General features: G+C 69.2%; 18 protein-coding genes. 14 read left to right on the top strand and 4 right to left on the bottom strand.

Annotated elements, in window-relative coordinates:
• The first annotated feature begins 6 nt into the window (after positions 1–6).
• From murG to JOD27_RS18370, 3 genes are read left to right on the top strand one after another with little or no spacing between them, the layout of a single operon-like run.
• Positions 7–1,125, top strand: a complete 1,119-nt coding sequence (gene murG / locus JOD27_RS18380; RefSeq protein WP_204763983.1) for an undecaprenyldiphospho-muramoylpentapeptide beta-N-acetylglucosaminyltransferase — start codon at positions 7–9, stop codon at positions 1,123–1,125.
• A complete protein-coding gene (gene murC / locus JOD27_RS18375; RefSeq protein WP_307830198.1) occupies positions 1,122–2,504 on the top strand; it encodes a UDP-N-acetylmuramate--L-alanine ligase in 1,383 nt (460 codons plus the stop codon). The genes murG and murC overlap by 4 nt, the downstream gene beginning before the upstream one ends.
• Positions 2,501–3,253, top strand: coding sequence for a cell division protein FtsQ/DivIB (locus tag JOD27_RS18370; protein WP_204763462.1), 753 nt, complete (start codon positions 2,501–2,503; stop codon positions 3,251–3,253). The genes murC and JOD27_RS18370 overlap by 4 nt, the downstream gene beginning before the upstream one ends.
• Before the next feature lie 408 nt (positions 3,254–3,661).
• On the opposite strand, the gene JOD27_RS46085 is transcribed toward JOD27_RS18370, so the two are convergent.
• Positions 3,662–3,784, bottom strand: a complete 123-nt coding sequence (locus JOD27_RS46085; RefSeq protein ID WP_275591726.1) for a hypothetical protein — start codon at positions 3,782–3,784, stop codon at positions 3,662–3,664.
• 94 nt (positions 3,785–3,878) lie between these two features.
• Here JOD27_RS46085 and crtI point away from each other — a divergent pair, with 94 nt between their 5' ends.
• From crtI to JOD27_RS18325, 9 genes are all read left to right on the top strand, one after another.
• The gene (gene crtI / locus JOD27_RS18365; protein WP_204763461.1) at positions 3,879–5,294 is read left to right on the top strand and encodes a phytoene desaturase family protein; all 1,416 of its coding nucleotides are present in this window, start codon (positions 3,879–3,881) and stop codon (positions 5,292–5,294) included.
• A gap of 1,245 nt (positions 5,295–6,539) precedes the next feature.
• Positions 6,540–7,847 carry a cell division protein FtsZ gene (gene ftsZ, locus JOD27_RS18360; RefSeq protein WP_204763460.1) on the top strand — a complete coding sequence of 436 codons (1,308 nt, stop codon included), beginning with the start codon at positions 6,540–6,542 and terminating at the stop codon, positions 7,845–7,847.
• Between the two features lie 71 nt (positions 7,848–7,918).
• Positions 7,919–8,623 carry a peptidoglycan editing factor PgeF gene (pgeF, locus tag JOD27_RS18355; RefSeq protein WP_204763459.1) on the top strand — a complete coding sequence of 235 codons (705 nt, stop codon included), beginning with the start codon at positions 7,919–7,921 and terminating at the stop codon, positions 8,621–8,623.
• Entirely contained in the window at positions 8,620–9,318 is a 699-nt protein-coding gene (locus JOD27_RS18350; protein ID WP_204763458.1) for a YggS family pyridoxal phosphate-dependent enzyme, read from the top strand. The genes pgeF and JOD27_RS18350 overlap by 4 nt, the downstream gene beginning before the upstream one ends.
• A gap of 67 nt (positions 9,319–9,385) precedes the next feature.
• Positions 9,386–10,039 carry a cell division protein SepF gene (locus JOD27_RS18345; protein WP_204763457.1) on the top strand — a complete coding sequence of 218 codons (654 nt, stop codon included), beginning with the start codon at positions 9,386–9,388 and terminating at the stop codon, positions 10,037–10,039.
• Positions 10,040–10,058: 19 nt separating this feature from the next.
• Positions 10,059–10,334: a YggT family protein gene (locus JOD27_RS18340; RefSeq protein WP_372441712.1), complete on the top strand. Its 276-nt coding sequence runs from the start codon at positions 10,059–10,061 to the stop codon at positions 10,332–10,334.
• Positions 10,335–10,381: 47 nt separating this feature from the next.
• Positions 10,382–11,197, top strand: a complete 816-nt coding sequence (gene wag31, locus JOD27_RS18335; protein ID WP_204763455.1) for a DivIVA-like cell division protein Wag31 — start codon at positions 10,382–10,384, stop codon at positions 11,195–11,197.
• 15 nt (positions 11,198–11,212) lie between these two features.
• Positions 11,213–11,725 carry a hypothetical protein gene (locus JOD27_RS18330; RefSeq protein ID WP_204763454.1) on the top strand — a complete coding sequence of 171 codons (513 nt, stop codon included), beginning with the start codon at positions 11,213–11,215 and terminating at the stop codon, positions 11,723–11,725.
• Positions 11,712–12,140, top strand: a complete 429-nt coding sequence (locus tag JOD27_RS18325) for an ester cyclase (protein ID WP_204763453.1) — start codon at positions 11,712–11,714, stop codon at positions 12,138–12,140. The genes JOD27_RS18330 and JOD27_RS18325 overlap by 14 nt, the downstream gene beginning before the upstream one ends.
• Positions 12,141–12,250: 110 nt before the next feature.
• On the opposite strand, the gene JOD27_RS18320 is transcribed toward JOD27_RS18325, so the two are convergent.
• Complete coding sequence (locus tag JOD27_RS18320) at positions 12,251–13,432, bottom strand: AfsR/SARP family transcriptional regulator (RefSeq protein WP_204763452.1); 1,182 nt, start codon at positions 13,430–13,432, stop codon at positions 12,251–12,253.
• Positions 13,429–13,773, bottom strand: coding sequence for a DoxX family protein (locus JOD27_RS18315; RefSeq protein ID WP_204763451.1), 345 nt, complete (start codon positions 13,771–13,773; stop codon positions 13,429–13,431). Before JOD27_RS18315 ends, JOD27_RS18320 begins: the two co-directional genes overlap by 4 nt.
• 260 nt (positions 13,774–14,033) lie before the next feature.
• Here JOD27_RS18315 and ileS point away from each other — a divergent pair, with 260 nt between their 5' ends.
• Together ileS and JOD27_RS18305 are read left to right on the top strand one after the other, a co-directional pair.
• On the top strand, positions 14,034–17,138 hold the full coding sequence (gene ileS / locus JOD27_RS18310; RefSeq protein ID WP_204763450.1) for an isoleucine--tRNA ligase: 3,105 nt from the start codon (positions 14,034–14,036) through the stop codon (positions 17,136–17,138).
• A 74-nt stretch (positions 17,139–17,212) separates the two neighbouring features.
• The gene (locus JOD27_RS18305; RefSeq protein ID WP_204763449.1) at positions 17,213–17,839 is read left to right on the top strand and encodes a class I SAM-dependent methyltransferase; all 627 of its coding nucleotides are present in this window, start codon (positions 17,213–17,215) and stop codon (positions 17,837–17,839) included.
• Here JOD27_RS18305 and JOD27_RS18300 read toward each other — a convergent pair whose 3' ends face one another.
• Complete coding sequence (locus JOD27_RS18300) at positions 17,840–18,298, bottom strand: SRPBCC family protein (protein ID WP_204763448.1); 459 nt, start codon at positions 18,296–18,298, stop codon at positions 17,840–17,842. It abuts the gene before it with no gap.
• Positions 18,299–18,308: the final 10 nt, after the last annotated feature.

Below are 18,308 nucleotides of genomic sequence, written 5' to 3'. Positions count from 1 at the left end.
ACCAATATCCGGAGGCAAGTCTTGACCGGGCACCCTGCCCCCAGTGGTCCGTGCGTCGTGGTCGCAGGTGGTGGCACCGCCGGCCACATCGAGCCGGCACTGGCGCTGGCCGACGCGGTCATGCGACTGCGGCCGGACGCACGTGTCGTCGCGCTCGGCACCGAGCGCGGCCTGGAGACCAAGATCGTGCCGGCCCGCGGATACCCGCTGGAGCTGATCCCGCCGGTGCCGATGCCGCGCAAGCCCACGCTCGACCTGCTCAAGCTGCCGCTGAACGTGCGCGGCGCGGTGAAGCAGACCCGCGAGGTGCTGGAGCGCGTCGGCGCGGACGTCGTCGTCGGCTTCGGCGGCTACGTGGCGCTGCCCGCCTACCTGGCCGCGCGTGGCCGCGTGCCGATCGTGGTGCACGAGGCGAACGCGAAGGCCGGCCTCGCGAACAAGGTCGGTGCCAAGTTCGCCGAGCACGTCGCGGCGGCCGTGCCGGACTCCGGCCTGACCGACGCCCAGATCATCGGCATCCCGCTGCGCCAGTCGATCACGACGCTGGACCGCGCGGCGCTGCGCGACGAGGCCCGCCGGTTCTTCGGCCTGGACCCGCACGCGCCGACACTGCTGGTGTTCGGTGGTTCGCAGGGCGCGCGCTCGATCAACGAGGCCGTGGCACCCGTCGCGGCGGAGTTCGCCCGTGCCGGCGTTGGTGTCCTGCACGCCTACGGTCCGAAGAACAGCGTCGCCGTGCAACAGGTTCCGGGAGCGCCCGCGTACGTGCCGGTGCCGTACCTGGAGCGCATGGACCTCGCGTACGCCGCCGCGGACGCGGTGCTGTGCCGTTCGGGCGCGATGACCGTCGCCGAGGTGTCGGCCGTCGGACTGCCGGCGGTGTTCGTGCCGCTGCCGATCGGCAACGGCGAGCAGGCCCTCAACGCGGGTCCGGTCGTCTCCGCCGGTGGCGGCATCCTGGTGCCGGACGAGGAGCTGACGCCGGAGAGGGTCGCCTCCCTGGTCGTGCCGCTGGTCGCCGACCGCAACCGGCTGGCACAGATGTCCGCCGCGACGCTCGGCACCGGCCGTCGTGAGGCGGACGAGATCCTGGCCCGCACAGTCCTGGATGTGATCAAGAAGTGAGCCTCGAACGCGTTCACCTCGTCGGCATCGGTGGTGCCGGCATGAGCGGCATCGCCCGCATCCTGCTCGCGCGTGGTGCGCAGGTGTCCGGTTCGGACGCCAAGGACTCGCGGACGGTGCTGGCGCTGCGTGCCCAGGGCGCGCGCATCGCCGTCGGCCACGACGCCGCGAACATCGACCAGCTCGTCGGCGGCCCGACCGAGGTCGTGGTGTCGACCGCGATCAAGGACTCCAACCCGGAGTACGCGACGGCCCGCGAGCGCGGCATCACGGTGCTGCGCCGCGCCGAGGCGCTGGCCGCGCTGATGGAAGACCACCGCGTCGTGTGTGTCGCCGGCACGCACGGCAAGACGTCGACCACCTCGATGCTGACGGTCGCGTTGCAACACTGCCGGTTGGATCCGTCGTTCGCCATCGGTGGCGACCTGAACGAGTCCGGTGCCAACGCACACCAGGGCACCGGTGGCGTGTTCGTGGCGGAGGCGGACGAGTCCGACGGCTCGTTCCTGTTCTTCTCGCCGTCGGTCGCCGTTGTGACGAACGTCGAGGCGGACCACCTCGACCACCACGGCACCGTCGAGGCCTACACGGCGGTGTTCGACTCGTTCCTGGAGCGGATCACGCCCGGTGGCGTGCTGGTGTCCTGTGTGGACGATCCCGGTGCTGCTCGGCTGATCGCCGAGGCGCGTGCGCGGGGCATCCGGGTGCGCGAGTACGGCCGCACCGCCTCCGACGCGCGGATCATCGACTACAAGCCCTTCGAGTCCGGTGGCCTGGCGTCGGTGGAGATCGACGGCGTCGCGGTCGAGGTTCGTGTCGCCGTGCCCGGCGAGCACATGGCGTTGAACGCAGTCGCGGCTCTGCTGGCCGGCCTTGAGCTCGGTGCCGACCAGACCGGGTTGCTCGAGGGTCTCGCGGCGTTCGGTGGCGTGCGGCGGCGGTTCGAGTTCAAGGGCCGCGCCGGTGGCGTGTCCGTCTACGACGACTACGCGCACCACCCGACCGAGGTCGACGCACAGCTGCGTGCGGCACGTCCGGTCGCGGGCGCGGGTCGTGTCGTCGTGGTGTTCCAACCGCACCTGTACTCACGCACGCGCACGTTCGCCGCCGAATTCGCCACGGCCCTGTCGCTGGCCGACGAGGTCGTCGTGCTCGACGTCTACGGCGCTCGCGAGGAGCCGGAGCCCGGTGTGTCCGGCGCGCTGATCGCCGACCAGGTCACGGCTTCGGTGCACTACGAGCCGTCGTTCGACCGCGTGCCCGCCTTGGTGGCGTCGCTGGTCCGCGAGGGCGACCTCGTGGTGACCATGGGCGCGGGCGACGTGACGATGCTCGGCCCCGAGATCGTCAGCGCACTGTCACACGAAGAGCAGGCATGAGCGCGCCGGTTCGCGGCAGGTCCACGCGAGTTCGCCCCGCCTCGAACCGGCGGCCCAAGAGTGCCGAGTACCGGGCGCGGCGCAGGATCATCCTGCGCCGCCGCCTGGTCGCCCTGCTGACGTTGCTCACCGTCGTGGGCTTGACCTACAGCGTGTTCTTCACGCCGTTGCTGGGCGTGCACCAGGTCGACGTCCGCGGCTCCGTGGTGCTGACCGAGGACGAGGTCCGCGCGACCGCGGCGATCGAACCCGGCTCCCCGTTGGTGCGGCTGGACCTCCGCGGCATCCACGACCGCGTCGCCGCCATGCCGCGCGTCGCCGCGGTGGAGGTCGAACGCCAGCTTCCCGGCACCGTCCGGTTGCTGATCACCGAACGCGTCCCGGTCGGCTCGGTGAAGCTGTCCGACGGCTACCACCTGATCGACGCCACCGGCAAGGACTACGCGGTCCTGGCGACGGCGGCGCCGGGCGCACCCGAACTGTTCCTCGCCGCGCCGTCGCCTGAGGACCCGGCCACCCGCGCCGTGGTCGGGGTCGTGAACAACCTGCCGGAGAAGCTGCGGCCCGAGGTGCTGCAGGTGGCGGCGACGTCCGGCGCCGACGTGAAGCTGACGCTGGCCGGCAACCGCGTCGTGAAATGGGGAAGCGCCGACGACACCCCGCGCAAGGCCGCGGTGCTGCAGGTGCTGCTCACGCGGCCGGGCACGACGTACGACGTGTCGGCGCCGGAACTGGCCACCGTGTCCTAGTAGAGCGTCGCGGCTTGGTTGTGCTCCGTTGAGTCGGGCAGGGGGTTTGCGGTCTGGTGCTCGTTACCGAAAGCCCGGATGGTCGCGCTCATGCACGTCGCCGCCGAGTTGGCGGTAGAAGAGTGCTGGCGCAAACGTCTGATCACCCCAACTGCTGCCAACTGTGCAGTTCGCAGCCATGAGAGCGCGATCTTCATGATCGAAGCGCGGCTGCCCGCCGGCATCACTCTCACTGTCACATCCCAGGAGATAGCTGCGACACGCTACTGGTGGCGTGCCGACGACCCTGGTGTCGGCGAGCCCGGATCACGGCCGCGGTGCCGGCGGCCGCGACGGCGTCGGGTAGCGGCGAGGACGCCGGTGCGGCGAGCGGGGAGTCGGTTGCGAGCACACGGGAATCTCCTGCTTTCAGTCGCTCGGCTTCAACGCAGTCGCGACCCGCACGAACAGGCTGCCCAACCTGCTCGTCACGAGTTCCAACACGATCGCCTCGATGACGAGCGAACGCACGGACGCGGGTGCGTGTGCCAAGACGGGCCTCCTCGAAGTGAACGACTACCGTGCTCATCGGACTGGTTCTCGCGGCATTAGCCGTATTGGTCGTTGTCACCCGAAGGAAGTACGCATGGCAGGACACGTCGTTGTTGTGGGCGCCGGTCTTGCCGGACTGTCGGCCGCGTTGCACCTGCAGGGCGCCGGTCGCCGGGTCACCGTGCTCGAAAAGGCTGACGCCCCAGGCGGTCGCGCCGGGACCGTCGGGGTTGGCGGGTTCACGGCGGACAGCGGGCCGACCGTCCTCACGATGCCCGAGTACCTCGACGAGGCGTTCGGGGCGGTGGGGGAGCGGACCGCGGACTGGCTCACGCTCGACCGGGTCGATCCGGCCTACCACGCGAGGTTCGCGGACGGATCGCGGATCGCGGTGCACACCGATGCGTCCCGGATGGAAGACGAGATCCGCAACGTCTGCGGCGCAAGGGAAGCGACCGGGTACCGGAGGCTGCGGCGGTGGCTGGGCGAGCTGTACGCGGTGCAGCGCGAGCACTTCATCGGCGCGAACTTCGACTCGCCGCTCGATCTGCTCCGGCCGGAACTCGTGCGGCTAGCGGGCCTCGGCGGGTTCGGCCGGCTGGAACCCCAGTTGCGGCGGTTCATCAGTGATGAACGCTTGATCCGGCTGTTCTCCTTCCAAGCGCTGTACGCGGGTGTGCCGCCGCAGCAAGCTCTCGCGGCGTATGCGGTCATCGCGTACATGGACACCATTGCGGGCGTCTACCACCCACGTGGCGGGATGCATGCGGTGCCGCAAGCGCTTGCCGATGCCGCGACGAAGCACGGCACGGAGTTCCGTTACGGCGCAACGGTCACACGGCTGGAGTGGAGCGGGTCGCGAGTCACCGCCGTCCATACGGCGGATGAGCGGATCACCGCGGACGCGGTCGTGCTGGCGTGTGAGTTGCCGGACGCATATCGGTTGCTGGGGAAGCGTCCGCAACGGCTGCTGCGACACCGTTGGTCGCCATCGGCCGTGGTGTTGCACGCCGCGACGGATCGCACGTGGGACCTCGGGCACCACAACATCCTGTTCGGCGCGGCCTGGCGCGAGACGTTCACCGAGATCGTCCACAAAGGGCGGTTGATGTCGGACCCGTCGTTGCTCGTCACGCATGCCCAGGACGGTCTGCACTACGTGCTGGCGCCGTGCCCGAACCTGCGGACCGGCCCGATCGACTGGCAGCGCGTCGCACCTCGGTACCGCGACGAGCTCGTCGCCACGCTGGAGAAGCGCGGCCTGGACGGGTTCGGGGCGGCGATCCGGGACGAGCACCTCGTCACGCCGCGGGACTGGGGCAACGCGGAGGGCACGCCGTTCGGGCTGGCGCACACCTTCGCGCAGACCGGCCCGTTCCGGCCGCGCAACGTCGTCAGGGGCGTCGAGAACGTGGCGTTGGCCGGCGCGGGAACGACTCCTGGTGTCGGAGTGCCGCCGGTGCTCATCTCCGGAAGGCTCGCGGCCCAGCGGGTGACCGCGGGGCGGTGACCGGACGGCCGGGAGGCCGCCCGGTCACCCGGCGACCAAGCCGCCGTCAGCTCCCACTTCTGCCAGAGGCCCTGGTAGTACGGGTACGCCTTCGCCAGACCGTCGGTCTCCTCCAGGTAGTTGCCGGTCAGCTCGCTCCTGACCCGGTGGCGGCCGAGCTCGTCGGCGACGAGAGTCCACTGCTGGTCCCGTGCGCCGGTCGCGCAGTTCACGAGGTCCACCTCGTAGTACTCATCGGTGCTCAGGCACCTGCCGCTCGACGAGTTGCGCAGCGCCACCTTGCCGTCACCGGCGTCGAGGCGCTGGTACGTCTCGCGTTGCGTCGTGCCGCAGGCGGTGATCCTGGCGACGGGCCCGTCCTCGGCCACGCACTTGCCCCAGCCTGCGCTCTTCGGACGCACGACGGCGGCGAGCTCGGGCTTCGGCGCCACGCCGACCCGGCGGATCTGCCAGTCCTGGTACCCGGTCGAGTTCGGGGTCTCCATGGTCAGCTCACCCCGGCCGCGCCAGGACCACGCGTCGATGAACTCGCCCTGGTTCTTCAGCTTGACGCTGCCCGAGGGCTGCGGCTCCAGCTCGAACCGGTGGCCGGCCTTGTCCGTGTCGCAGTTGCCCCGCAGCGCGATCCAGTAGGAGAACGTTCCGTCGAGGCACCACCTGCCGCCGACGCTGCGCAGGAACTCCCCTCTGCCGTCCGCCGCCGGGATCCGCTCGAACTGCTGCGTCGCGCTGCCCGTGCAGGCGGTCAGCGCAGGTCTCGTGGTCGCGGGCTCGTTGAAGTCGAGGCACAGGCCCTCGAGCACGTTCTTGATCTCGACGATCTCGTTGCCTTCCGGTGCCGCACTCGCGGGTGCGACCGTCACTGCCCCCAGAGCGATCGCGGCCAGCGCGATGCTCAGCATCTTCATCCCGATCCACGGACGGTAACGAAAGATCACCGGGAAAAGAGGTGGAAGTGGCGAAGGTGTGGGCGAGACGATCTCCGATTCGAGCTCCGACTACGCTTGTGGTGCGTCGTGCTCTGCACCGTGCGCACTACTTGACGGCACGACCGGGGAGTAGTAGCGCACAGTGTTGGGACCCTACGGCGCGCCTGCTGGACCGACGCACCGCCGGTGCTTACCGTCCAGCAGGAACATATGGGGTTGACATAACTCTGGACCTCGAGGAGAGGTTGAGAGTTTCAATCCGGGTGCATCACCACCCAGCACCACAGCACGGACCACGATCAGGAAGGCGGATCCGATGACGCCCCCGCACAACTACCTCGCGGTGATCAAGGTCGTCGGCATCGGTGGTGGCGGCGTCAACGCCGTCAACCGCATGATCGAGGTCGGGCTCAAGGGCGTCGAGTTCATCGCGGTGAACACCGACGCACAGGCCTTGCTGATGTCTGATGCCGACGTCAAGCTCGACATCGGCCGGGAACTCACGCGCGGCCTCGGCGCAGGCGCGAACCCCGAGGTCGGGCACAAGGCCGCCGAAGACCACCGCGAGGAGATCGAGGAGGTCCTCAAGGGGGCCGACATGGTCTTCGTGACCGCCGGCGAGGGTGGCGGCACGGGCACCGGCGGCGCGCCGGTGGTGGCCTCGATCGCCCGCAAGCTCGGCGCACTCACCATCGGTGTGGTCACGCGCCCGTTCTCCTTCGAGGGCAAGCGCCGCGCCAAGCAGGCCGAGGACGGCATCCAGGCCCTGCGCAACGAGTGCGACACGCTGATCGTCATCCCGAACGACCGGCTGCTCCAGCTGGGTGACATCGGTGTCAGCCTGATGGACGCGTTCCGTTCGGCCGACGAGGTGCTCCTCTCCGGTGTCCAGGGCATCACCGACCTGATCACGACCCCCGGTCTGATCAACCTGGACTTCGCCGACGTCAAGTCGGTCATGTCCGGTGCGGGCTCGGCATTGATGGGCATCGGTTCCGCGCGCGGTGAGGGCCGCGCGGTCCAGGCAGCGCAGAAGGCGATCAACTCGCCGCTGCTCGAGGCGTCGATGGAGGGTGCGCACGGCGTGCTGCTCTCGATCGCCGGTGGCTCCGACCTGGGCCTGTTCGAGATCAACGAGTCCGCGTCGCTGGTCCAGGAGGCCGCGCACCCGGACGCGAACATCATCTTCGGTACGGTCATCGACGACTCGCTCGGCGACGAGGTCAGGGTCACGGTGATCGCCGCCGGGTTCGACGGCGGCGGCCCGACGCACAAGAAGCTGGAGCCGACGGCGCTGTCCTCACCGCCGCGCACGGCGTCCGGCCCGATCGCCGCGGCGACGGCCACGCCGACGCACGCACCGGCGCCGCAGCCTGTCACTCAGGCCCCGCCTCCGCCCGTCGTGCAGGCGCCGGCGCCGCAGCCGGTCGCCCAGCCCGCCCCGCAGCCCGCTCCGCCCGTGACGCCGCCGCCCACCTCGCAGCCGTCGCCGGTGCAGGGCAACGGGTACGTGCCCGCGGTGCCACGGTCGCTGGCGCAGACCGGCTCGCTGCCGTCGCGTCCGGTGCCCGTCACCGACGACCCGGACGACGAGGTGGACGTGCCGCCGTTCATGCGGCGCTGAGAGCTCGCTGAAGGGAACCTTCGTCCACCTCAGGTGGAGGAAGGTTCCCTTCAGCGTTTTAGGGTGTGGGTGTGCGCATTCGTCGTGTTGTCACCACTCGCGCTGGTGGCGTGTCCAAGGCTCCGTACGACTCGTTCAACCTCGGCGACCACGTGGGGGACGACGAGAAGGCGGTCGAGGCCAACCGTGCTCGTCTCGCCGAGGGCATCGGGCTCACGCCGGACCGTTTGGTGTGGATGGAACAGGTGCACGGCCGGACGGTCGGCGTGGTCGACGGGCCGCAGCCGCAGCCGCTGGAGGCGACCGACGCCGTTGTGACGAAACAGCCTGGTCTCGGGCTCGTGGTGCTCACGGCCGACTGCGTTCCGGTGTTGCTCGGCGACTCCGAGGCCGGCGTGATCGGCGCGGTCCACGCCGGGCGTGTCGGCGCGCGTGTCGGGGTCGTCGTCGAGGCGTTGAAGGCGATGATGGCGCAGGGCGCCGAGCTCGAACGCATCGAGGTCCTGCTCGGGCCGGCGGTGTGCGGTGAGTGCTACGAGGTGCCCGCCGCCATGCAGGCCGACGTCGAGAAGCACCTGCCGGGCAGCGCCTCCAAGTCGCGCAAGGGCACCCCGGCGCTCGACCTGCGGGCCGGGCTGTGGAACCAGCTGGCGAGCGCCGGCGTGGGCAAGATCGGCGTCGACCCGCGCTGCACGTTCGAGGAGAAGGACCTCTTCAGCCACCGCAGGCAGGCCCCGACCGGGCGGCTCGCCTCGGTCGTTTGGATGGAGCCGTGAGTCGCCGAGAGGAGCTCGCCGCGAACCTCGCCGAGGTCGAGGAACGCATCGCGAAGGCGTGCGAGGCTGCGGGGCGTGATCGTTCCGAAGTGATGTTGCTCGCGGTGACGAAAACCTGGCCGGCGAGCGATGTCGAACTGCTCTACGAACTCGGGCTCCGTAACTTCGCGGAAAACCGCGATCAGGAGGCGGGCGCGAAGGTCAGCCAATTGAGACATCTCGACGGCGCGAGATGGCACATGGTCGGCCGATTGCAGCGGAACAAGTCCAAATCCGTCGTCGAGTGGGCCGATCAGGTGGACTCGGTCGACAGCGTGAGATTGGCCGAGGCCCTCGCGAAGGCAGCGCACGCGAAAGGCACGAAGCTCGACGTGTTGTTGCAGGTCAGCATCGACGGCGACACGTCACGCGGCGGCTGTGCGATTCCCGATGTCGGGGAACTGGCTGGCGCGATCACTCGTTCGGGTGATCTTATTCTTCGCGGTGCGATGACTGTCGCGCCGTTGACGATGAAGCCATCGCAGGCGTTTGAGGCGTTGGCGTCAGTGGTAACAGGCCTACGTGATGATCATCCCACTGCCACTGAGGTGTCAGCGGGAATGAGCGGGGACCTGGAAGATGCCATCTCGCACGGATCGACCTGTGTGCGTGTCGGAACGGCGTTGCTCGGCAGTCGGCGGCTAACGTTGCCTTAGGTTGTCGGGAACCTCGGGACCGTCCGCACCGTCCCTAAGAGTGGGGCACCGCCGAGGAGGGGCTGGAATGAGCGCTTTGCACAAGCTGAAGGCCTACTTCGGGATGGTCCCCGCCGAGTACGCAGACGACCCCGGCTACGACGACGACCGCGGCCGCTACGGCGACTACCGGTCCGAGTACGCGGCCGAGGCCGACGACTACGACCCTTATCCGCGGCGCAGCCGCGTGTTCACGCCGGGCCGGTCGGAGCTCTCCGGCTCCGGTTACCGGGCCGACATCGACGAGTCGGACGACTACGAGCCGGAGTCGCGGCGCGGGGGCAGCCCCTCGAGCGCGCGACGCTGGAGCGCCGATGCACCCGTGCACGGCGCGCTCGCCGTCGAGCCGCAGCGCGAGCCCGTGAGCAGGCTGCGTCCGGTCGCCGAGCCGGCAGGCAACCCGTTGGCGCGCATCACCACGCTTCACCCCCGTAACTACAGCGAGGCGCGCACGATCGGGGAGCACTACCGCGACGGCACTCCGGTGATCTTGAACCTGACCGACATGGACGACGCGGACGCCAAGCGTCTCGTCGACTTCTCGGCCGGTCTCGCGTTCGCTCTGCGCGGGTCCATGGACAAGATCACCAGCAGGGTGTTCCTTCTCTCACCGCCCAACGTTGACGTGACGGCGGAGGACCGGCGGAAGCTGGCGGAGGGCGGGTTCGGCAACCACGGTTAGAGTTGAGCCCGTGGACCCGATCCGTCTCGTCATCTTCTACGTCCTCTTTGCGTTCTCCCTGTTCCTGACCGCGCGTGTCGTGGTCGAGATGGTGAGGACCTTCGCGAGGGAGTGGCGCCCCGCCGGCGGCGTGGCCGTGACGCTGGAGACCGTTTACTCCGTGACCGACCCACCGGTCCGTTTTGTCCGTCGGTTGATCCCGACTGTGCGGATCGGGGGCGTCGGGCTGGACCTATCGATTATTGTGCTGTGGCTGGTCGTTATCATTCTGATGCGATTCGCAGATCCCAGGTGACGGGGAACCGGGGATGACCGCAGCCCAGGAGTGCGAGAGGTGATCCGATGCCGTTGACCCCCGCTGACGTGCACAACGTCGCGTTCAGCAAGCCGCCGATTGGCAAGCGGGGCTACAACGAGGACGAGGTGGACGCGTTCCTCGACCTGGTTGAGGGCGAACTGGCCCGCTTGATCGAGGAGAACAACGACCTCCGTCAGCAGGTCGAGCAGCTCGACCAGCAGCTCGAGACCGCACGTGCCGACCTCGACGACGCGCGCGCAAAGGCTTCTTCCGGCCCCATGACGAGCCGTATGCCGGTGGAGGAGCCGCGCCGCCTGGCGCCGGTTCCGCCGCCCACGGTGATGGAGCAGACGTCCCCCGGTGGTGGTGGTGACCACCACGTGCAGGCCGCGAAGGTCCTGGGTCTCGCCCAGGAGATGGCGGACAGGCTGACCGGCGAGGCCAAGGCCGAAGCCGACGGCATGCTGTCCGAGGCCCGCACGAAGTCGGAGCAGTTGCTGTCCGAGGCCCGTGCCAAGGCCGACACGATGGTCAACGAAGCGCGCACGCGTGCCGAGACCATGCTGAACGACGCGCGCACCCGCGCCGAGACGCTCGAGCGGCAGGCCCGTGAGAAGGCCACCGCGCTCGACCGCGACGCGCAGCGCAAGCACGCCGAGGTGATGGGCAACATCACCCAGGAGAAGAACACGCTCGAGAAGCAGATCGACAAGCTGCAGACGTTCGAGCGCGAGTACCGCACGCGACTGAAGACCATGCTCGAGTCGTCCCTGCGCGACCTCCAGGACCGCGGCCCGGCCGCTCCGTCCGAGGGCCGTTCCCAGGGCTACTCCTTCGGCGCACGCGCCGAAGCGGGCTGAACTACTGTTCGCTAGGTGCTCTTCGTAGTTCTACTTCTGGTGCTGGCTGCCCTCGGGTTGCTCGTTCCTGCGCTGACCACGTCCAACACCATCTGGGCGTGGTCGTCCGTGGGCGCGAGTCTGCTCGCCGCCCTGGTTCTGATCTGGGACTGGTGGCGACGACGTCCGGGGGACCCCGCAGCTGCGGCGCAGAATGTAGATCAACACGCAGTAACTGATGATCAACGGGTTGTGGTGTCGCCTGAAGGCGAGACGCCGCCCGCTGACGAAGAGCCACCGGAAGAGGACACCGACGCGGCAGACCTGCTCGCGGTGGCCGATCTGGTGGACGAGGTGCGGGTGCTGGACGAGCGGCCCCGGTATCACCTGAGCTCGTGTTCCTGGCTCGCCGGGAGGCCCACGCTGGGCCTCCCGGTGCAGGAGGCACGACAGCTGCACTTCACCCCGTGCGCCGTGTGCAGGCCCGACGCGACCCTGGTGGCACGCCATCGCGTCGCCCACCGTGAGGGTTCCGATGACGCCGGCTGACAACAGGGCAGTTGTCCGGAGGTTCCTCGACGAGGTCGTGGCCGAGGGCCGGTTCGAGCTCTTGACCGAGCTCTGCGCACCGGACGTGGTCAACCACGCCGCCGCGCCCGAACGTCGGCACGGTGTCGAGAACATCAAGGCGGTTCTCGGCTTCTCCCTCGGTGCCCAGCCGGACCAGCGCTGGGTCGAGCGGCACTTCATCGCCGACGGCGATCTCGTGGTCGTCTACGGCCGCCGTGTAGGCACGTGGCAGGCGCCGGGATTCCGCGGCGTGCCCACTCCGGAGAGCGGCGAGGTGTCGGTCGAGCTCGCCCACATGTTCCGGCTGCGTGACGCCAAGATCGTCGAGCACTGGGCGGTGCGCGACGACCTCGGCATGCTGCAGCAGCTGGGTGCGATCAGCGCCGGTAGCTGATCTTCGCGCGGAATGTGGTGTCCGGCTGGTCCCGGTCGTGGTGCTCGACGGCGAAGTCGCCGCCGTCGCCGACCCACCCGAAGCCGCCGTACACGACCAGCACCTTCCGCCTACTCGGGTCGTTGCTCGTGTTCCGGCGCCGGCTGGAGAACAACGGGCCTGGCGCCGTGAGCGGTGACGAGGCCGGGCAGGCGTTCTCGGCTGGTCACGACGACCCGGCACAGGGCTGTGCCCGGTAGCAGCGGGACGACCTGCGCGGTGTCGGCGGCGTCGTCGAGAACGATCAGCATCCGCCGGTTCGCCAGCAACGTGCGGTAGAGCGCCGTCTGTGCGTGCGGTTCCGGCGGTATGCCGTCCGGTGCGGTGCCCAACGCGGTGATGAACGCGCGGACGACGTCGGCCGGGTCGCGGCCGTTCAGGTCCACGAAGAGCTGGCCGTCCGGGTAGTCGGCGGCGTGCTCGTGCGCCCAGTGCAGTGCGAGCCACGTCTTGCCGGTGCCCGCGGGTCCGGTGATCGTGACGATCGGCCCGTCGCCGAGCGCTTCGAGTTCGGCTTCCCGGCCCGTGAAACCCTGCGGGGGCGCCGGAAGCTGCCGCGGGCTCCACTGTGGACGCTGGATCGACGTGGCCAGGTCGCGCAGCGCGGGGCTGGGGTCGAGGCCCAGCTCGTCCGCGAGCCGGTCCCGCAGGCGCGAGTAGTGGGCCAGCGCGTCGGACCGTCGGTCGGCGCCGGTCAACGCGCGCATCAACTGCCCCGCGAGCCGTTCGTCGAGCGGACGCTCGGCTGTGCGCGTGGTCAGTTCGGCGACCATGGCCCGGTGTTCGCCCGCCGCCAGCCGCGCGTCGGTGTGATCCAGTTCGGCGGCGGTGATCTCGCCCGCCACCGTCTCACGCAGACCGGCGAACCACGCACCCCGCAGGCCCTCGAACGGTTCTCCGCGCACGAGCGCCATTGCCTCACCGGGCCGGCCTTCGCCGACGAGTGCCCGGAAGCGGTGCAGGTCGACGTGCAGCGGATCGGCCTCCAGCACGTAACCACCGGAGCGCCGCACGATCGGCACGCCGTGCAACGCCGCCCGCAGCCGGGAGATGTAGCTGTAGAGCGCGGACTTCGCCTGCCGCGGCGGCGCGTCACCCCACACCCGTGCGAGCAGCTTGTCGACGCTGACCACCTGGTTCACGTCCACCAGCAGCACCGCCAGCACGCTCAGCTGCCGCGCGTGCCCGACCTCGACGAGCGCCGCGTCGCGCCGGACCTCGGGCGTGCCGAGGACGAAGAACTCGACGGTCACCGGTCCAGGAACAGCAGGGTGATCAGCAACGCGAGCAGCACCAGGTCCACGACCACACCGGCCGGCTTCGAGTCGTACCTCAACCGGGTGATCGTGGCGCCGACCATCAGCAGCCCGAGCCCGACGGTGGCCGCATGCGCCACCCACTCCCACGTGACCAGCCCGACGATCAGTCCCGCCGCGCCCGCCCACTCCAGCGCGCCGATGGTCCGCCAGAGCGCGCCGCTCATCCGGAACTGGTCGCGGGCCTCGAGCGACGTCTTCGCCCCGAACAGCTTCCCCGCACCCGTGGCGATGAACAGCAGGGCCAGCACGATCGACAACGCGATGGTCAACGTCATCGCGCGAGCATACGGTTTGCACCCACCAGTTACCCTGTAGCTACAGGCACCGATCCGGCCATCACCGGGGAGCCTCCGGAAGAACGGGCGCGAGCCTCAGTAGAACCGGACGGGACCGGCCCGTCACAGCCGAAGAACGAGAGGCTCGCCGCTGCGTTCGACAAGCAGAGGGTGAGCAAGCGGGGTGGTACCGCGGCCTGCCGGGCAACGTCCGGCGTGTCGTCCTCGCGTGTCCTTCATGACCGCGAGGAGCAGTGGAGATGGCCTACCCCAGGGCCGGACAGAACGAGGTCCCGGCGCAGCCGTCCTTTCCGAACCTCGAGCAGGACGTGCTCGGGTACTGGAAGGACGACGAGACCTTCCAGGCGAGCATCGACCGCAACCCGGCCGGCGACAACGGCGCGAACGAGTTCGTCTTCTACGACGGTCCGCCCTTCGCCAACGGCCTGCCGCACTACGGGCACCTGCTGACCGGCTACGTCAAGGACGTCGTGCCGCGCTACCAGACCATGCGCGGCAAACACGTCGAGCGCCGGTTCGGCTGGGACACGCACGGCATGCCCGCGGAGTACGAGGCCGAGAAGCAGCTCGGCATCACGCAGAAGCACGAGATCGACGAGCTCGGCATCGAGAAGTTCAACGAGGCGTGCCGCACGTCGGTGTTGCAGTACACGGACCAGTGGCGTGAGTACGTGACGCGGCAGGCTCGGTGGGTCGACTTCGACAACGACTACAAGACGCTCGACCTCGACTACATGGAAAGCGTCATGTGGGCGTTCAAGGCCTTGTGGGACAAGGGCTTGATCTATGAGGGCTTCCGGGTGCTCTGGTACTGCTGGCGTTGCCAGACGCCGCTGTCCAACACCGAGACCAAGATGGACGACGCCTACCGCGACCGGCAGGACCCGGCCGTCACGGTGGCGCTGCGCCTCGAGTCCGGAGAGAAGGCCCTGGTCTGGACGACCACGCCGTGGACGCTGCCGAGCAACCTCGCCGCCGCCGTGCACCCGGACGTCGACTACGTGACGGTCGTGGGCGCAGACGGCGACAAGTACCTGCTCGCCGAGGCTCGTGTTGCCGCGTACGCGCGTGAGCTGGGCGAGGAGCCCGAGGTCGTCGCCCACTACAAGGGTTCGGACCTGGTCGGCAAGAAGTACCTGCCGCCGTTCGACTTCTTCGTGGGCCGCGAGAACGCGCACCAGGTGCTGACGGCCGACTACGTGACCACCGACGACGGCACGGGCATCGTCCACATCGCACCGGCGTTCGGTGAGGACGACAAGGTCGTGACGGACGCGGCGGGCATCGAGGTCGTCGTGCCGGTCGGGCCGGACGGCAAGTTCACCGCGGAAGTGGCGCCGTACCAGGGCGTGCACGTCTTCGAGGCGAACAAGCTGATCATCCGCGACCTCAAGGAAGCGGGCCTGCTGCTGCGCCACGAGACCTACGACCACCCGTACCCGCACTGCTGGCGGTGTGCGAACCCGCTGATCCAGCGCGCGCTGTCGGCGTGGTTCGTCGCGGTCACGCAGTTCAAGGACCGGATGGTCGAGCTCAACCAGCAGATCAACTGGGTGCCGGCGCACATCAAGGACGGCCAGTTCGGCAAGTGGCTCGAGAACGCGCGCGACTGGAACATCTCGCGCAACCGGTACTGGGGTTCGCCGCTGCCCGTGTGGGTGTCGGACAACCCGGAGTTCCCGCGTACGGACGTGTACGGGTCGCTGGACGAGCTGGAGCGCGACTTCGGCGTGCGCCCGGACAACCTGCACCGGCCGTTCATCGACGAGCTGACGCGGCCGAACCCGGACGACCCGAGCGGCCGCTCGACCATGCGCCGGATCCCGGACGTGCTCGACTGCTGGTTCGAGTCGGGCTCGATGTCGTTCGCGCAGGTGCACTACCCGTTCGAGAACGCGGAGTGGTTTGAGAACCACTACCCCGGCGACTTCATCGTCGAGTACAACGGGCAGACGCGCGGCTGGTTCTACACGCTGCACGTGCTCGCGACGGCGCTGTTCGACCGGCCCGCGTTCCGCGACTGCGTGGCGCACGGCATCGTTCTCGGTGACGACGGCCAGAAGATGTCCAAGTCGCTGAAGAACTACCCGGACGTCAACGAGGTCTTCGACCGCGACGGCTCGGACGCGATGAGGTGGTTCCTCATGGCGTCGCCGATCCTGCGCGGTGGCGACCTGGTGGTGACCGAGCGCGGTATCAGGGACGCGGTGCGCCAGGCGGTGCTGCCGTTGTGGAACTCCTGGTACTTCCTGGCGTTGTACGCCAACGCTTCCGGGAAGGAGGGCACGTGGCGCGTCGACTCGAAGAACGTGCTCGACCGGTACGCGCTGGCGAAGACGCACGACCTGGTGCGTGACGTCCAGGCGGCGATGGACGTCTACGACATCTCCGGTGCGTGCCAGCTGGTTCGCGAGTACCTGGAGGTGCTGACGAACTGGTACGTGCGGCGGTCGCGGCAGCGGTTCTGGGACGGTGAGCAGGACGCGATCGACACCCTGCACACCGTGCTGGAGGTCGTCACACGCGTGGCGGCACCGTTGCTGCCCTACACGACGGAGGTCGTGTGGCGCGGGCTGACCGGTGGCCGTTCGGTGCACCTGACGGACTTCCCGTCGGTGTCCGACCTGCCCGCCGACGACGCTCTCGTGGCGGCGATGGACGAGGTGCGCGACGTCTGCTCGACGGCGTTGTCGTTGCGCAAGGCGAACAAGCTGCGCGTGCGGCTTCCGTTGGCGCGCTTGACGGTCGCGTCCCCGGTGGCGGCGTCGCTGGAGGACTTCGCCGAGATCGTGCGCGACGAGGTCAACGTCAAGGAGGTGTCGCTGTCCACGGACGTCGACGCCTACGGGCAGTTCCAGCTCGTCGTGAACGCGCGCGCCGCCGGTCCGCGGCTCGGGCCGAACGTGCAGAAGGTCATCAAGGCCGTGAAGGCCGGTGACTGGTCCGAAGTGGACGGTCGGGTGGTCGCCGCCGGTGTCGAGCTGTTCGAGGGTGAGTACGAACAGCGTTTGGTGGCAACGGATCCGGCTGCCACAGCGGCCCTGCCGGGCGGTGCGGGCGTGGTTGTGCTCGACACGGCGGTGACGCCGGAGCTGGAGGCCGAGGGTGTCGCGCGTGACCTGGTGCGCGTGGTGCAGCAGGCGCGCAAGGACGCCAAGCTCGACGTGTCCGACCGGATCACGCTGACGCTGGAGCTCCCGGACGCCGTGCGGTCCGCTGTCGAGCCGCACCTGGAGTTCGTGAAGTCGGAGACGCTGACGTCGTCGGTGGTCTTCGGCGAGGGATCCTCCGAGGGCGCCGTGGGTGACGGCCTGAAGGTCAAGGTCGCCGTCACGAAGGTCTGAACAGCGCACGATGAACGGCGCATTTGTCCACTTCTGCTGAGGTGAACAAATGCGCCGTTCATAAGATCTCCGGCGTGACCGAACCGAGCACCAGAGCCGCCTACGACTCCGTCGCCTCCCTCTACGCCGAGCTGTTCGGCAACGTGCTCGACACGCTGCCGCTGGAACGCGCGTTGCTGGCCGCGTTCGCCGATCTCGTGCGGGCTGGTGGCAACGGGCAGGTCGCCGACGTCGGGTGCGGTCCCGGCCACGTGACGGCACACCTGCGCGGTCTCGGGCTGGACGTCTTCGGCACAGACCTGTCGCCCGAGATGATCGCCATCGCCCGCCGGGCGCACCCGGACCTGCGGTTCGACGTGGGTTCGATGACCGCGCTGGACCTCGCCGACGGCGTTCTCGGCGGCGTGCTGGCGAACTACTCCTTCATCCACACGCCACCGGCGCAGCTGCCTGCCGTGTTCGCCGAGTTCGCGCGGGTGCTGGCGCCGGGCGGTCATCTGCTGCTCGGGTTCTTCGCCGGCGATGATCCCGAGCCGCTGGAGTTCGACCACAAGGTCGCGCCCGCCTACTGGTGGTCGCCCGAAAGCCTCGCGAACCTGGTGGGCCAGGCCGGTTTCGTCGAGGTCGCGCGGCTGGTGCGGGCCGCGAACGAGGGTGAGCGAGGCCCGCAGGGACAGCTGCTGATGCGCAGGCAGGCGTGATCAGACGCCGGCCGGCTGTCGGCTGACCAGTCCGAACGTCCGCCGCACGAGCCGGACCCAGAGCGACCATCGCGCCGGTGCGGCGGGTTCCCTGCCCGCCGCGCGCTCGATGTTGTCGAAGAGGTCCTCGATGCACGCGTCGTGCAGCCAGCGGATCACGAAGGCCCAGCGCAGTCGCGACTTGAGGGTGAAGTCGCCGATCAGTTCGTGCGTCAGCACGGCGCCTGATGCCGACAGGGTGTGCGTGCCCTCGCCGCTGCTGAAGGCGAACGTGATCGACTCGCCGGGCTTGAACTCCGTGCAGCGGTACCGGATCGGGCCGTGTCCGCCGTCGGCGCCGACGCCCAGCGGCCGGTCGAACTCCTGCCTGCCCCAGGCAGGCGGCCAGAGTTCCTGGACGCGGTCGACGAACGGGCCTGCCGGCACGCCCAGGTCTCGGACGTGGACGTTCTTGATCATGGATTTCCCC

Source organism: Lentzea nigeriaca, assembly GCF_016907955.1.
In the GTDB taxonomy this organism is placed as follows: domain Bacteria; phylum Actinomycetota; class Actinomycetes; order Mycobacteriales; family Pseudonocardiaceae; genus Lentzea; species Lentzea nigeriaca.
This window is presented reverse-complemented; position numbering and strand designations above follow the sequence as displayed.

Excerpts from the sequence above, each read along its gene's own strand:
- JOD27_RS18370 (WP_204763462.1), top strand. The coding sequence starts at position 2,501 with ATGAGCGCGCCGGTTCGCGGCAGGTCCACGCGAGTTCGCCCCGCCTCG.
- crtI (WP_204763461.1), top strand. The coding sequence starts at position 3,879 with ATGGCAGGACACGTCGTTGTTGTGGGCGCCGGTCTTGCCGGACTGTCG.
- ftsZ (WP_204763460.1), top strand. The coding sequence starts at position 6,540 with ATGACGCCCCCGCACAACTACCTCGCGGTGATCAAGGTCGTCGGCATC.
- JOD27_RS18345 (WP_204763457.1), top strand. The coding sequence starts at position 9,386 with ATGAGCGCTTTGCACAAGCTGAAGGCCTACTTCGGGATGGTCCCCGCC.
- wag31 (WP_204763455.1), top strand. The coding sequence starts at position 10,382 with ATGCCGTTGACCCCCGCTGACGTGCACAACGTCGCGTTCAGCAAGCCG.
- JOD27_RS18325 (WP_204763453.1), top strand. The coding sequence starts at position 11,712 with ATGACGCCGGCTGACAACAGGGCAGTTGTCCGGAGGTTCCTCGACGAG.
- JOD27_RS18315 (WP_204763451.1), bottom strand. The coding sequence starts at position 13,773 with ATGACGTTGACCATCGCGTTGTCGATCGTGCTGGCCCTGCTGTTCATC.
- ileS (WP_204763450.1), top strand. The coding sequence starts at position 14,034 with ATGGCCTACCCCAGGGCCGGACAGAACGAGGTCCCGGCGCAGCCGTCC.
- JOD27_RS18300 (WP_204763448.1), bottom strand. The coding sequence starts at position 18,298 with ATGATCAAGAACGTCCACGTCCGAGACCTGGGCGTGCCGGCAGGCCCG.